We start from the raw sequence: 13,201 nt of genomic DNA on the forward strand, positions 1-13,201 counted from the left end.
TCCTGCTCAGAGATAGGCAGGATGCGATCGCTTCTTTCCTGAACCATGTTCAGGAGAGTTCAGCGTGAATGTATCAGCTGTGGGTTGCTCCGCCCAAGGGCGTCGGCCTGTGGCAGAATCGAGCCAGCTTGCAGTGGCAAAAGGCTGCGCCGCTCAGGCGACTGGCTTGGCTATGGAAGACAAGATCAGAGCGGGAAGTGTGCTCAGGGGACGCTATCGCATTCTCCATCCCCTCGGGGAAGGAGGGTTTGGCGTAACCTACAAGGCGGTGGATCAAGACACCTTCGATAGCCCCTGCGTCGTCAAGCGCCTTCGCCCCCTCTCCACGGATCCCTATACGTTGGCCACGGCTCGCAAGCTCTTTGAACGGGAAGCCAAGGTTCTCAACCGGCTCAACCACTTCGACCAGGTGCCCCGCCTTTTGGCCCACTTCGAGCAGGATCAGGATTTTTACTTGGTGCAAGAGTTTGTTGCCGGGCATGATCTCAGCCAGGAGCTGATCCCGGGCAAGCCGCTGAGCGAGGCCGAGGTTTTGAAACTGTTGTGGGATATTTTGGAGATCCTGCGCCATGTACACGCCCACCAGATCGTCCATCGGGATATCAAGCCGGCCAACCTGATGCGCCGCGATGCCGATGGCAAGTTGGTGTTGATCGACTTTGGGGCAGTCAAGGAAGTGGGGCGGTTGGTCAGCCATGCCCCCGGCCAAACCCAGTTGGCGACCGTGATTGGCTCGGTTGGCTACATGGCGCCCGAACAGCTCAACGGCAAGCCCCAGCCCTGCAGCGACCTGTACTCCGTAGGGGTGCTGGCCATCCAAGCCCTCACCGGTCGTCCTCCCCATAAGATCCGGGATGATCCCCGCACCGGCCAACTGCTCTGGCGGGATTTGGTTCAGGTCAGCGAGGAGCTGGCCGAGATTTTGGATCGCCTGATCTGCCCCCACTGGCAAGAGCGCTTCCAGTCCGCTGCTGAAGTGTTGGAGGCGCTGCGGCCCCTGTTGCCTTTTCCCCAAGAGGCGACGCTCGGCGATGTTTCGGTGGATCAGGTTTTGGTGACGCGCCTGTTGGCCCGCGCACAGGAGAAAGCCCGCCAAGGGGATTTCCAGGGGGCGATTGCCGACTGCACGTTGGCCATTCAATTGGATCCCCAAAATAGCCGCGCCTACAGCCAGCGGGGCAGCGCCCGCTACAAAAGTGGGGACTTGGCAGGGGCCATCGCAGATTACACCCAAGTCATTCAACTGGCAGGGGACGCCCGCGCCTATTTCAACCGCGGCATTGCCCGCTACCGGCTGGAGGACTACGAGGGAGCTGTTGCCGACTACACCCAGGCTCTCGGCCTCAACCCACAATGGGCGGTGGCCTACTACAACCGTGGCAATGCTTACCGGCAACTCAATCAGCAGCAGCAGGCCATCGAAGACTATTCGCGGGCCATTGAGCTCAACCCGGAAGATGTGCGGGCCTATTTCAACCGCGGCGTGGTGCGCGGCCATCTGGGAGATGCGCAGGGGGCAGCAGCCGATTTTTCCGAGGTGATCAAGCGGGACCCTCAGGACGGGGAAGCCTACTTCAACCGGGGAGTGGCGCGGGTCCAGTTGTCAGATTTGCAAGGGGCCGTCGAGGACTACACCCAAGCGCTGCAGTTGGATCCTCGCCACGGCAAAGCCTATTACCACCGGGGCCTGGCCCGGCAAGCGTTGGGGGATCCCCAGGGGGCTGTTGAAGATTTTTCTCAGGCCCTATCCCTACGGTCTGCTGAGGCCACTGAGCTACCTGAGGCAGAGGCGGCAGCCCAGGCGGATCTCTACTTGCAGCGGGCCATGGCCTACCTGAGCAGCAACGCCCTGGAGTCGGCGCTGGCGGATTGTGAACAGGCTCTCCGCCTGGATCCTAAGCTGTCGCGGGCCTATCTCTGCCGGGGCTTGGCTCGCCAGGGGCTGGGGGATCCCGGCGGCGCTCTGACAGACTTCAACCGCGCCCTGGAGCTGGATCCCCAAATGGCCAAAGCCTACCTCAACCGGGGCATTGCCCACCTGGACTTGGGCAACATCGAAGCGGCTTTGTCCGACTTGAGCCAGGCCATTGCTTTGGATCCCCAAGATGCCAGTGCCTACAGCAGCCGCGGGCGAATCCATTGGCTGTTGGGGGATCCCCTGGCGGCTCTGCAGGATTACACGGCTGCCCTGGAGCGGGATCCGCAGAACCCTCAGCTCTACTTCAACCGCGGCCAACTCCATGCTGAGCGGGAAGATTGGCCGGCAGCCTGTGAGGACTTCTCGCAGGTGTTGCAGTGGGCGGCGAGGCCTGGGATCCCACGCGGGCCGGAGCTGCTGTTGAATGCCCATCTATGCCGTGGCATGGCACGGCAACGGCTGGGGGATTGGCAGGGGGCGCTGGCCGATTTCGACCAAGTCCTGCAAGGGGATCCTCAGTCGGGCTTGGCTTATTTCCATCGCGGCCAAGTGCGGGCTGCTCTGGGAGATGGGCTGGGGGCCATCCAGGATTACCACCAGGCTTTGGCGCTGGGGGTGGCAGTGGCCGAGGCGGATATCCGCCGAGATCTGGCGCGGGCCCAAATCCAGACGGGAGATCTGCAGGCGGCCTTGGAGCAGTTGAACGAGGCGGTGCGCTTGCAGCCGGAACGGCGGGATCTGCGCCAAGAGCGAGCTGAGTTGTGCCGACAGCTGGGCCGGTGGCCAGAGGCCATTGCCGACTACGACGAGGTGTTGCGGCAGGATCCTCAGGACTGGACGGCTTGGCTGGGACGGGGCATGGCCCATGGACAGGTGGGCAACTGGGATTCCGCCATTCAGGATCTCAGCCGGGTTTTGCAGCAGGATCCTGACCACAGGGAAGCGCTGTGGCACCGCGCACAGGCCCTGCAACAGTTGGGCCAGACCGTTGGCGAAAGCGGGAGGGAGTCCTTAGCAGCCTTGCAAGATCTCAACCGCTTGCTGCAGCAGGATCCCCAACACAGGATGGCCCGCTTGGCCCGCGGCTCTCTGTTGTTGACGTTGGCAGTGCGCGGCACCGTTCCTGCAGCGGGCGTAGCCTTGGAGCAGGCCGAATCCGACTTCGACCAAGTCATCCAAGAACAAGCCCAAGACGGGGAACAGTCCCGGCAGCTCTATCTGGAGGCCCACCTGAAGCGGGCCCACATCCGCCGCCTGCGCCACAACCTGGAGGGGGCAATAGCCGATTGGGATCGGGTCTTGGAGCTGGCCAGCCCAGGGGATCCAGAAGTGCTGGTCACCGAAGCCCTGTTGTATCGGGGCTTGTGTCGCCAAGAGAGGGGGGATCTGGCTGGGGCGTTGGCCGATTTCACGGCGCTGATCCAGCAGCAACCGCAGGCTTCTCAGGCTTTTGCTTTGCGGGCAAGGGTGCATCTGGCTTTGGGGGATCAAGAGGCGGCATTGGCGGATCTCAACCAAGCTCTGAGCCTCGACCAGAACTGGGGGGTGGCCGATGCTGCCCTGGCCTACCGTCAACGGGGGGATCTACACCGGCAGGCCAATTGCCCTGAGCTGGCCATTGCCGACTACACGCAGGCCCTGGCCTTGAACCCCCAGGAGCGCCCTGCTTTGCTCTGCCGAGCTCTCTTGTGGGATCGCGCGGGACAGACGGACAAAGCTTTGGAAGACTACACCCGACTGCTGCAACTGGAGCTGGATCCCCAGGAGCGGGTCTGGGTTTTGAACAACCGCGGCTGGGCCTACGCCCAACAGGGGGATTTTTCGGCGGCCATCCGCGACTACGACCAAGCCATAACACTCTGCACTGCTGACGCGAGCGATAGGGATCCCTGCCACCTCAAGGCCCACCTCAACCGCGCCCTGGCCCGGACTGCCCTTGGGGATTGGCAGAGAGCCTGCCAGGATTTCCAGGCTGCCCTCCAGATGCAAGGGTACGAAGGTCGGCTTTTGGAAGACGTTATCGCTAGTTATTTCAAAATAGGTTGAGACACTTCCCAAAGGCTCCACGCCGTCGCCGCGGCCACCTCCAACCTCTCTTAGAAATCGATGGGATTTGAATGGACAGTTAGAGGGATCGGCTCAAGCCTCCTCCGCCACTTCTCCCGTCTCGGGCCGCAGCAGCGGAAAGGCAATGACATCGCGAATGCTGGGAGCGTCGCACAGCAGCATCACCAAGCGGTCGATCCCCACGCCCAGGCCGCCGGTGGGGGGCAGGCCATATTCCAAGGCGGTGAGGAAGTCTTCATCCAGAAAGTGGGCCTCCTCATCTCCGGCTGCCTTCAGGGCTGCCTGGGCCTCCAGCCGCTGCCGCTGATCCACCGGATCGGTGAGCTCGGAGTAGGCGTTGGCCGTCTCCCGCCCAACGATGAACAGCTCGAAGCGCTCGGCCAACCCCGGTTTGCTGCGGTGAGGCTTGGTAAGAGGACACACATCCAGGGGGTAGTCCAGAACAAAGGTGGGCTGGCGCAGGCGGCTCTCGCAGCAGTGCTCAAAGGCTTTGACCAGCAACTTGCCAGGGGAGTCCTGGGGTGAGAGATTGGGGATCCCTTGGGCGGCCAAGGCGGGCAAGAGCTCTTCAGGGCATCCCTTTTCCACATCGATGAAAATGCCAGTGGCCTCCTCCACCAGCTCCTGCATCGTCACCCGTCGCCAGGGAGGGGTGAGGTCGATGGCTTCCCCTTGGTAGGTGAGCTGCAGGGATCCCCGCACCGCCAGGGCGGCGTTGCAGACCAGGGTTTCCGTCAGCTCCATCATGGTGTGGTAGTCGGCGAAGGCTTGGTATGCCTCCAGCGAGGTGAACTCCGGGTTGTGGCGGGTGGAAATGCCTTCGTTGCGAAAGACCCGCCCAATTTCATAGACTCGCTCGATCCCGCCCACCACCAATCGCTTTAGGTGCAGCTCGGTGGCAATGCGCAAGTAGAGATCCAGATCCAGGGCGTTGTGGTGGGTAACAAAAGGCCGCGCCTCCGCCCCGCCGGGGAGCACCTGCAACACGGGCGTCTCAATTTCCACAAAACCTCGCTCTTCCAGAGTCTGCCGCAGGGAGCGGATGATCTGGGCGCGGTCGAGCAAGGTCTGCTTGACCTCAGGGTTTACGATGAGATCGACGTAGCGCTGGCGGTAGCGTTTCTCCACATCCCGCAGGCCATGCCACTTGTCCGGCAGGGGCAGCAGGGCCTTGGTCAGCACTTGGTATTCATCCACCCGCACCGACAATTCCCCTTTTTCGGTACGCTTCAGGCAGCCCTTGGCCCCCAGCCAATCGCCCACGTCGATGAGCTTGTCCAAGTTCTTGAAGGCCAACTCCCCCATATGCTCCGTCAGCCGTTGCTTCTCCAGGTAAAGCTGGATGGTGCCGGAGCGATCCTGAAGGGTAAAGAAAGCCAGCTTGCCCATGACCCGCCGCGCCCGGATCCGACCGGCCACCGCCACCTGCACATCCTCCCGCTCGCCGCCGGGCTCTAGGTCGGCAAATTGCTCCTGCAGCTCGGCAGCCAGATGGGTAACAGGAAAAGAATAGGCATAGGGCGGGATCCCTTGTTCCCGCAGGTGTTGGGCTTTTTCCAATCGGGCGGCCCGCTGGGCAACTTCGCTGCTGCTGGGGAGGGTAGACATGGCGGTGGATAGGCAATGGACAATGGAAGCCCCGTTAGGGACGGGATTTTTCAGGCTGCCGGCGGTGCGATCGCGTTAGCGGGACGGAGTCCTTTGCCGTGGGAACGCAGCAGCTCCAGAAGGGCTTCAGCCCGCTGGCGTTCTCTTTCGGCCCGTTGATGTTCCAAAGCAGCCTTCTCTTCCCCGGTGGGCAAAACCTGCCCCTCCCGATCACACCAGCGTAGCCATTCCGTGTTCACGCCCTCGAAGGATCCCTGCCAGAGGGTTAAGCCCAGACCGATCGCGTTAGCGGGACGGAGTCCTTTCGCGTTAGCGGGACGGAGTCCTTTCGCGTTAGCGGGACGGAGTCCTTTCGCGTTAGCGGGACGGAGTCCTTTGTCCTCCAGCCAGGTGGACTCGAAGGGGACAAATTCACCTCCCCGCCGCTGAAAAAGGGCCAGAGGGGATCCCTGCAGTTCCCTTAGTTGCCGCAAGGGAGAGGCTACGCCCGCTGTGCGATCGTAGACCGCGTAGTAGCTGACGCCGGCGCGGGCATAGTCTTTGCGTTTGCGGCCCAGCTCTTCCCCTTTGCGCTTGGAGACAATCTCAATGACCACATCCGGCGGCTTACCCATCTCCCAGACCAGGTAGGTGCGATCTTCCTTGCGCTCAAAGCTGGCGGGGGGAGCCACCTCCAGGCTGAGCATCACATCGGGCACCAGGGGAGGCAGTTTGAGGGCATAGAACAGACCGACATTGGCCGTGGCCAAAAAGGGGATCGGTTCCCCGGTGTCTTTGGCCTTGGGCTGGAATGAGGTGTAGAGGGCACCGGTGAGCAGGCGCTGCAGCTTCTCCGAGTGAATGCTGTCCACAGGCTCATCGTCCTCGATGACCAGGTCACTAATATCCGGTGGCTCTGGCAGAGGAAATGCCGCCTCCGGCATCGAGGGCTGGACTGGGCTGGAGAGTGCAGAAACCATGCTCACCGGGATCCGTTGCTGGTGTTGCTAACTACGGACTAGGGCTCAGCTAAGGCTGCTGAGCTGTTTGCCCAGCAGGCGTAGCCTTTTTCGAGGGTAACAAAAGTTTTCGGGAACATGATGGACATGCCACCGAAGCAGCGGATGCCGAGCTTGGCCTTTGGAGATAGGCGCAGCAGAGCCCAGCAGCCGGCGACGGGTGGAAGGCAAGGGGATGTTCACTCTGCGCTCTGGGAACCGGGCACAGCCACCAGCAGGGCTTCCAACACCCGCTGCACCCGACTCAGGCGCAGGCCGTGATCCGACAACACAGGGCTGTTGGGGATGATGGCGTGGCGAAACCCCAGTTTGCTGGCTTCTTTCAAGCGCTGCTCCAACTGGGCCACCGGGCGCACCTGCCCCCCCAGTCCCACCTCGCCAATCAGGACTGTAAAAGGATCCACTTGGCGATCCCGGAAGCTGGCGGCCACGGCCACTGCTACCCCCAAGTCGGCAGCTGGCTCGGCTACCTGAATGCCGCCGGCAGAGGCGATGTAAGCATCGTATTTGGAAAGCGGGATCCCCACCCGTTTTTCCAGCACAGCCAAGATCTGCAAAAAGCGGTTGATTTCAATGCCGGTGGAGGTGCGGCGGGGGGAGCTGTAGCTGGTGGGGCTGACTAGGGCCTGCACTTCCACCACCAAGGGGCGGGTGCCCTCGCAGGCAACGATGGTGGCTGTTCCGGGCATGGCCTGATCCCGGCTACTCAAAAAAAGCTGCGAGGGGTTCTCCACCTCCACCAAGCCAGAGGCGGTCATCTCAAAAACACCCATTTCCTGGGCTGCCCCAAAGCGGTTTTTGACGGCGCGCAATAGGCGGTGGCTTTGGAAGCGATCCCCCTCAAAGTACAAGACCGTGTCCACCAAATGCTCCAGCACCTTCGGCCCGGCCAGGGATCCGTCTTTGGTAACATGGCCTACAATCAGCAGAGCCACCCCCAGTTTTTTGGCCAGCCGCATTAACAGGCCGGTGCATTCCCGCACCTGGGAAACGGATCCCGGCGCCGAGGTGAGTTGCCCCCAGAAGATGGCTTGGATGCTGTCGATCACTGCCACCCGCGGTTGCAGAGCTTGAATCTCCGCCACAATGGCCTCCAGATCGGTTTCTGCCAACAGGTAGAGCTGCTCGCTTTCTACCCCTAGCCGTTCGGCGCGCAGCTTGATCTGTTGAGCCGATTCCTCCCCCGACACGTATAAGATGGGCCCGCTCTTGGCCAGGTGGGCAGCGCTCTGCAGCAGCAGGGTGCTCTTGCCAATGCCCGGATCCCCGCCAATCAACACCAGGGATCCCGGCACAATGCCACCTCCCAACACCCGGTCAAACTCGCCATAGCCGGAGGAGAGGCGAGGGTGGCGATCTGAGGAGACCTGGGAGAGGGGGAGGGCCGACCGGGGGATCCCATTGGCGCGGTTGGACCTAGGAGCGAGGGCTTGGGCCCGTGGGGACTTGGCCGCTGGGGCGACGACCACTTCCGTCAGGGTGTTCCAGGCGCCGCAATGGTCGCAGCGGCCCAAAAACTTGGCATAGCGCTCGCCGCACTGGCTGCACTCCCAGACGGTTTTGGCCTTGGCCATGAATGGGGATCCCGCTCTTTGAGGAGTGAGAAGGGAGAAGTGAGAAGGAAGGAGTGAGAAGTGAGGAGTGAGGATCCACTCTCTTTGCTCTCTTCTCTCTGCTCTCTCCTCTTCCTACTCAGGATATCCGCCAAGGACTCCGTCCGAGTATCGCGACCGGCTGCTGCTAGGTGTGGGACACAGGAACAGCAGGAATGGGCAGCTCCGGCAAGGCCAGGGATCCACACTGGGCGTGGTGGCGCAGCAGGTGGTCGCAGAGCACCAGGGCCACCATCGCCTCCACCATCGGCACCGCCCGCGGCAGCACACAGGGATCGTGGCGTCCCCGCGCCGCCAAAACCGTCTCTTGCCCATCGAGGGTGACGGTGTTTTGGGCCTGGCGAATGGTGGCGGTGGGTTTAAAGGCCACCCTTAGGAGGATATCTTCTCCGTTGCTGATGCCCCCCTGGATGCCGCCGGAGCGGTTGCTGCGGGTACGCCAGCCGGCAGGGGTCATGTAAAACTCGTCGTTGTGCTGCTTACCCGTCAAGTAGGTGCCGGCAAACCCAGAGCCGATCTCAAACCCTCTGCTGGCCGGCAGGGACATCACCGCCTTGGCCAAATCGGCCTCCAGCTTGTCGAACACCGGGGATCCCAGTCCGCGGGGCACGTTGCGGGCCACACATTCCACCACACCCCCTAGGGAATCCCCCTCCCGCGCCGCCTCTTCGATTTTTTGGATCATCGCTGCTGCCGCTTCTGGATCGGGGCAACGGACGATGTTGGCCTCCACCTGCTCTGCAGTTACCGAGCTGGGATCCACCTGGGCTTCCACGTCTTTTACCCGCTGCACGTAGGCCAGGATCTCCACCCCTGCCGCTAGGCGCAGGATCTTCTTGGCAATGGCCCCTGCCGCCACCCGGCCAATGGTCTCTCGCGCTGAGGCCCGTCCTCCCCCCTGCCAGTTGCGGATGCCGTACTTGGCTTGATAGGTGGCATCGGCATGGGAGGGGCGGAAGGTGGTGGCCATTTCGCTGTAATCCTGGGGGCGGGCATCCTGGTTGCGTACCAGGATGTGGATGGGGGTGCCAAGGGTGAGGCCCTGGAAGACTCCCGAAGTGATCTCGCAGCGATCGGCTTCCTGGCGCGGCGTGGTGATGGAGCTCTGGCCAGGGCGACGCCGATCCAGCTCCGCTTGAATGTCGGCCTCGGTCAACGGCAGGCGGGGCGGACAGCCATCTACCACCACCCCCACTGCCCCACCGTGGGACTCGCCGTAGGTAGTAACCGAAAACAGGACGCCGAAGGAGTTGCCGTTGGCCATGGGATCCCGAACTTTTGGGTTTGCAACTTTGTCTTGCAACTATTCTGCAACAGGGGGCTGCCCGGCGGCGCGGTGCCACTGACGGCAGCAGGCGATCCCCCGCAACACCAGGTGAGGATCCCAATGTAGTGGAGTGAGAAGTGAGGAGTGAGGAGTGAGGAGTGAGGCTCTCTTCTCTCCGCTCTTTCCTCTCTGCTCTCTGCTCAAGGACTCCGTCCCGCTGTCGCTAACGGGGTTTTGCCGGTAACTTTGCAGGTGGGAGTAGAGCCACTCCCCATCCCCGCCGGTCAGCAGCAAAGGGCCTTGGGGAAAGCGGCGACGCCAGTCGGCAATAAACTCCCGCAACCCCGCCAGCAGAGTGTGGAGAATGCCGCTGCGGATGGCAGCCACGGTGTCAGTGGCCCAGCGGGGGGGTAAGGGAGAGCAGGGATCCCAGTGGATTTTGGGCAGCCGAGCAGTGTAGTCGGCCAACGCTTGCGCCTGCAGCCCTAGGCCGGGCAAGATCGCCCCCCCCACCAGGGATCCGTCGCAATCTGCTCCCGTCAAGGTCAGGGCAGTACCCGCGTCGATCACCAAACAAGGCCAGCCGTAGTGGATCCCGGCAGCCCACAAGGCCAAGGCCCGATCCAGCCCCAGCCCTGGGTAGGGATCCCGCAGCGGCACCTGCGATAGCTCCAATCGATGCACCCAAGGGGATTCCGGCGGCAGGGGAGCAGAGCCCACAGGAGCCAGCCACAGCTCTGTCTGCTGCGGCCAGGACAAGGGCTGGTGGGCAGGAAACTGCTCCACCTTCACCAGGGTCTCCCCCACAAACCAGCCCCAGCGCACGTGAGTGTTGCCCAGCACGGCTGCCAGCCATTCACGACAGCGGTGCGAAGCGCTGAGATCTGCCCCCTCCTCAAAACTCATGCAGCAGCTCTGCCTCCACGCGAAACAGCTCCACCGGCTGGTCGACAGGGATCCCGGCCAACCTCTTGGCAGTGGCGAGCTGCCATTCCGTCGTCAAAGCTTCTCCCGGCAGCAACACCGCCCCCCGTGTTCCGGAGCGGATAAACAAGCCCGTGCGGGTTGGATCCACCTGCTCCACGGCGGCGAAAGGACTCCGTCCGAGTAGCGCGATGGGCACCACCCGCCGCACAATGGCCACCTGAATGGCTGCTGACTCCAGCTCCCCAGGTCGCAGAGGCACGTAGCGCCAGTCGCGGGTCACAGCCCCCACCGCCGCCCGGATGGTGGCCCTGGCCAGATCCTCACCGCTGGGATCCAAGCTGCCCCAGCAGCCGCGGGGCCGACCTTCTGTACTCACTGTTACAAAAACCCCCGCTGAGCGCTGCCAGTGCGGTGGGATCTCGTCTGGAGGTGGCAGCACCTGGCCGGTGGCGAAGTAGTGGGCAATGGCCTGACGCGCCAGTGCCGGCAGGGTGTCAGGGAGAGGTGGTCGCCGGGTGGGGGAGGGGATCCCTTCTGAATCGGACTCCGTCCCGCCAGTGCGATCCCGTAAGCGGTGCGAGGCACCCATGGACTCCGGCGGAGGAACAGGGGCAGTTGTCTCAGAAGGCTGCGGCAGGGATCCCGTCCACAAGCCCAGCCCCGCAGCCAGGAGCAGGCCGAGAAGACCCAGCAATCGAACCGTGAAGTGAACTCGGCAGGTGAACACCCAAGAGAATCCCGTTGGTGGTCACAACAACCGTACTCTAAAAGCTACGCCCTCTCTGCTGCAAATACTTGAAAACGGTGTTCAAATCCTTGTCGCCGCGCCCAGAACAGTTGACCACTACCCGTTGCTGGGATCCGAGCTGTGGGGCCAAAGTTTTCAGGTAGGCCAGCGCATGGGCCGTCTCCAGCGCGGGGATGATCCCTTCCAGCCGCGACAGCAGCAGCAACGCCTCTACGGCCTCATCATCGGTGGCAGCGTAGTACTCGGCTCGTCCAATTTCTTTCAGATAGCTGTGCTCGGGCCCTACACCGGGGTAATCCAAGCCGGCGCTGATGGAGTGGGCCTCCTGCACCTGCCCTTCTTCATCCTGCAGTAGGTAGCTCATGGCTCCATGCAGGACTCCAATCCGACCGCGGTTGAGGGTGGCAGCGTGGCGGGGCGTGTGCAGCCCTTCTCCGGCGGCTTCGATGCCGATCAGTCGCACCCCTGGATCCCGGACAAACTCGTTAAACAGGCCCAGGGCATTGGATCCGCCTCCCACACAGGCCAGCAGCACATCCGGCAGCCCTCCCCACTTCTCCTGGCATTGCTGCCGCGTCTCCTGGCCGATGACATCGTGAAAGGCCCGCACCAGCTTCGGGTAAGGGTGGGGCCCTGCCACCGTACCGATCACATAGTGGGTGGTCTCCACATTCGTCACCCAGTCGCGGATCGCCTCCGACAGAGCATCTTTGAGGGTACGCGTGCCCGCCTCCACCCCCCGCACCTCAGCGCCCAAAAGGCGCATTCGCTGCACGTTGGGGGCCTGCCGCTCCATATCCAGTGCCCCCATGTAGATAACGCATTCCAGCCCAAAACGAGCACACACGGTTGCCGTGGCCACCCCATGTTGGCCGGCGCCAGTCTCGGCAATGATCCGCCGCTTGCCCATACGCACTGCCAGCAGGGCCTGGCCAAGGGCGTTGTTAATTTTGTGGGCGCCGGTGTGGTTGAGATCTTCCCGCTTCAGGTAGATCTGCGGGCCACCGTAGTGTTCTGTGAGCCGCTGGGCAAAGTAGAGAGGGCTGGGCCGCCCGACAAAATCCCGCAGCAGGCTGTGAAACTCAGCGCGAAAATCGGGATCCCGCCAGTGATGCTCAAAGGCTTCCTCCAGCTCCGTTAGGGCGCTCATCAAGGTTTCCGGCACAAACCTGCCCCCAAACGGCCCAAACCGCCCCTGGGGATCCGGACGCACCTGCGGGTCAAGGGGATCCAAAACACGAGGGGAAAAAGCAAAAGAAGCTGAGGTCATGGCAGAGTCCGTCCGGGCCTTGTAGCCTGCAACTAGAGAGAGGCTTTCCCATTCTACAGAAGGAAGGGGCGATGACCAGTCTCGCCTCTCTTCTTCTGCCGTGGGATCCCGAAAAGTTGTTTTGAACAAGGGTCTTCCCAGGATTTTTAAGATAAGGCCGTCCGATTTTGAGGCGGCCTTATGGACAAGCATCTGCAAGAGTTGCTCCAGCAAGAAGATCAAAAGCGCAGAGATGAAGAGGTGCGGCGCACCTATGCCCTTTCTCAAAAGTCCGAGGGGATGGTGATCCTTCTGTCTATTCTGCTTGCCTTCGGAGCCTACCTCTACACGCGGCGGTGGAAAGCTTTGATGGTTTTTCTGGGCTGGTGTTTCTTCCTTGGCGTGTTGTTTAGCGACGACGAGGGAGAGGTTTCCCTACCCGGACTGTTTCTGGCCTCCACCTGGGCAGCAGTAGACAACTGCGGCGCTATCCAGCGGGCAAGAGAAGAAATTGAACGGCTGCGCTCCGGCCAAAACCCTGATGTTGATCGGCAAACTTAAACTTGGTCGACAAAACAAAATAGTGGCCCAAAAATCGGTATTTTATTTCAAACTCTCGAAAAAGATGCTATACCTACTATTTCAAGTGGCACCCAGATACAAGCGGCGCAACCGACCCATTCTCAACGGCAGTGAAACTTGGATTCCTATTCCCTTTGTCTTTTGGGAAAGAGCATGCCTCTAACCCCCAAAACCCTGAACTTTGCTGAATTTACTGAGCTTTAGGCGGTTTGGCAAAAGTCATT

General features: G+C 61.9%; 9 protein-coding genes. 2 read left to right on the top strand and 7 right to left on the bottom strand.

The features are described from left to right. Positions 1-64 precede the first annotated feature (64 nt). Entirely contained in the window at positions 65-3,964 is a 3,900-nt protein-coding gene (locus NW870_RS12000; protein WP_414375458.1) for a tetratricopeptide repeat protein, read from the top strand. A gap of 93 nt (positions 3,965-4,057) precedes the next feature. Here NW870_RS12000 and lysS read toward each other — a convergent pair whose 3' ends face one another. From lysS to trpB, 7 genes are all read right to left on the bottom strand, one after another. Further along, entirely contained in the window at positions 4,058-5,593 is a 1,536-nt protein-coding gene (gene lysS, locus NW870_RS12005; RefSeq protein ID WP_414375460.1) for a lysine--tRNA ligase, read from the bottom strand. A 50-nt stretch (positions 5,594-5,643) separates the two neighbouring features. Next, positions 5,644-6,552, bottom strand: a complete 909-nt coding sequence (locus tag NW870_RS12010; protein WP_414375462.1) for a Uma2 family endonuclease — start codon at positions 6,550-6,552, stop codon at positions 5,644-5,646. Positions 6,553-6,770: 218 nt separating this feature from the next. Further along, positions 6,771-8,165 carry a DNA repair protein RadA gene (gene radA / locus NW870_RS12015; protein WP_414356629.1) on the bottom strand — a complete coding sequence of 465 codons (1,395 nt, stop codon included), beginning with the start codon at positions 8,163-8,165 and terminating at the stop codon, positions 6,771-6,773. A gap of 166 nt (positions 8,166-8,331) precedes the next feature. Further along, complete coding sequence (gene aroC / locus NW870_RS12020; RefSeq protein WP_414356631.1) at positions 8,332-9,468, bottom strand: chorismate synthase; 1,137 nt, start codon at positions 9,466-9,468, stop codon at positions 8,332-8,334. A gap of 39 nt (positions 9,469-9,507) precedes the next feature. Next, the gene (locus NW870_RS12025; protein ID WP_414356634.1) at positions 9,508-10,377 is read right to left on the bottom strand and encodes a pantothenate kinase; all 870 of its coding nucleotides are present in this window, start codon (positions 10,375-10,377) and stop codon (positions 9,508-9,510) included. Continuing rightward, positions 10,367-11,125: an AMMECR1 domain-containing protein gene (locus tag NW870_RS12030; protein WP_414356636.1), complete on the bottom strand. Its 759-nt coding sequence runs from the start codon at positions 11,123-11,125 to the stop codon at positions 10,367-10,369. Before NW870_RS12030 ends, NW870_RS12025 begins: the two co-directional genes overlap by 11 nt. 37 nt (positions 11,126-11,162) lie before the next feature. Then, entirely contained in the window at positions 11,163-12,416 is a 1,254-nt protein-coding gene (gene trpB, locus NW870_RS12035) for a tryptophan synthase subunit beta (protein ID WP_414375466.1), read from the bottom strand. Positions 12,417-12,596: 180 nt separating this feature from the next. Between trpB and NW870_RS12040 the strand changes: the two genes are divergently transcribed. Further along, positions 12,597-12,956 carry a hypothetical protein gene (locus NW870_RS12040; protein WP_414375464.1) on the top strand — a complete coding sequence of 120 codons (360 nt, stop codon included), beginning with the start codon at positions 12,597-12,599 and terminating at the stop codon, positions 12,954-12,956. The last annotated feature ends 245 nt before the right edge of the window (positions 12,957-13,201 follow it).

Origin of the sequence: Synechococcus sp. R50.1, from assembly GCF_047462115.1 — a bacterium.
In the GTDB taxonomy this organism is placed as follows: domain Bacteria; phylum Cyanobacteriota; class Cyanobacteriia; order Thermostichales; family Thermostichaceae; genus Thermostichus.

Coding starts and splice junctions, on each gene's coding strand:
- NW870_RS12040 (WP_414375464.1), top strand. CDS start 12,597: ATGGACAAGCATCTGCAAGAGTTGCTCCAGCAAGAAGATCAAAAGCGC.
- aroC (WP_414356631.1), bottom strand. CDS start 9,468: ATGGCCAACGGCAACTCCTTCGGCGTCCTGTTTTCGGTTACTACCTAC.
- radA (WP_414356629.1), bottom strand. CDS start 8,165: ATGGCCAAGGCCAAAACCGTCTGGGAGTGCAGCCAGTGCGGCGAGCGC.
- trpB (WP_414375466.1), bottom strand. CDS start 12,416: ATGACCTCAGCTTCTTTTGCTTTTTCCCCTCGTGTTTTGGATCCCCTT.
- NW870_RS12025 (WP_414356634.1), bottom strand. CDS start 10,377: ATGAGTTTTGAGGAGGGGGCAGATCTCAGCGCTTCGCACCGCTGTCGT.
- NW870_RS12010 (WP_414375462.1), bottom strand. CDS start 6,552: ATGGTTTCTGCACTCTCCAGCCCAGTCCAGCCCTCGATGCCGGAGGCG.
- lysS (WP_414375460.1), bottom strand. CDS start 5,593: ATGTCTACCCTCCCCAGCAGCAGCGAAGTTGCCCAGCGGGCCGCCCGA.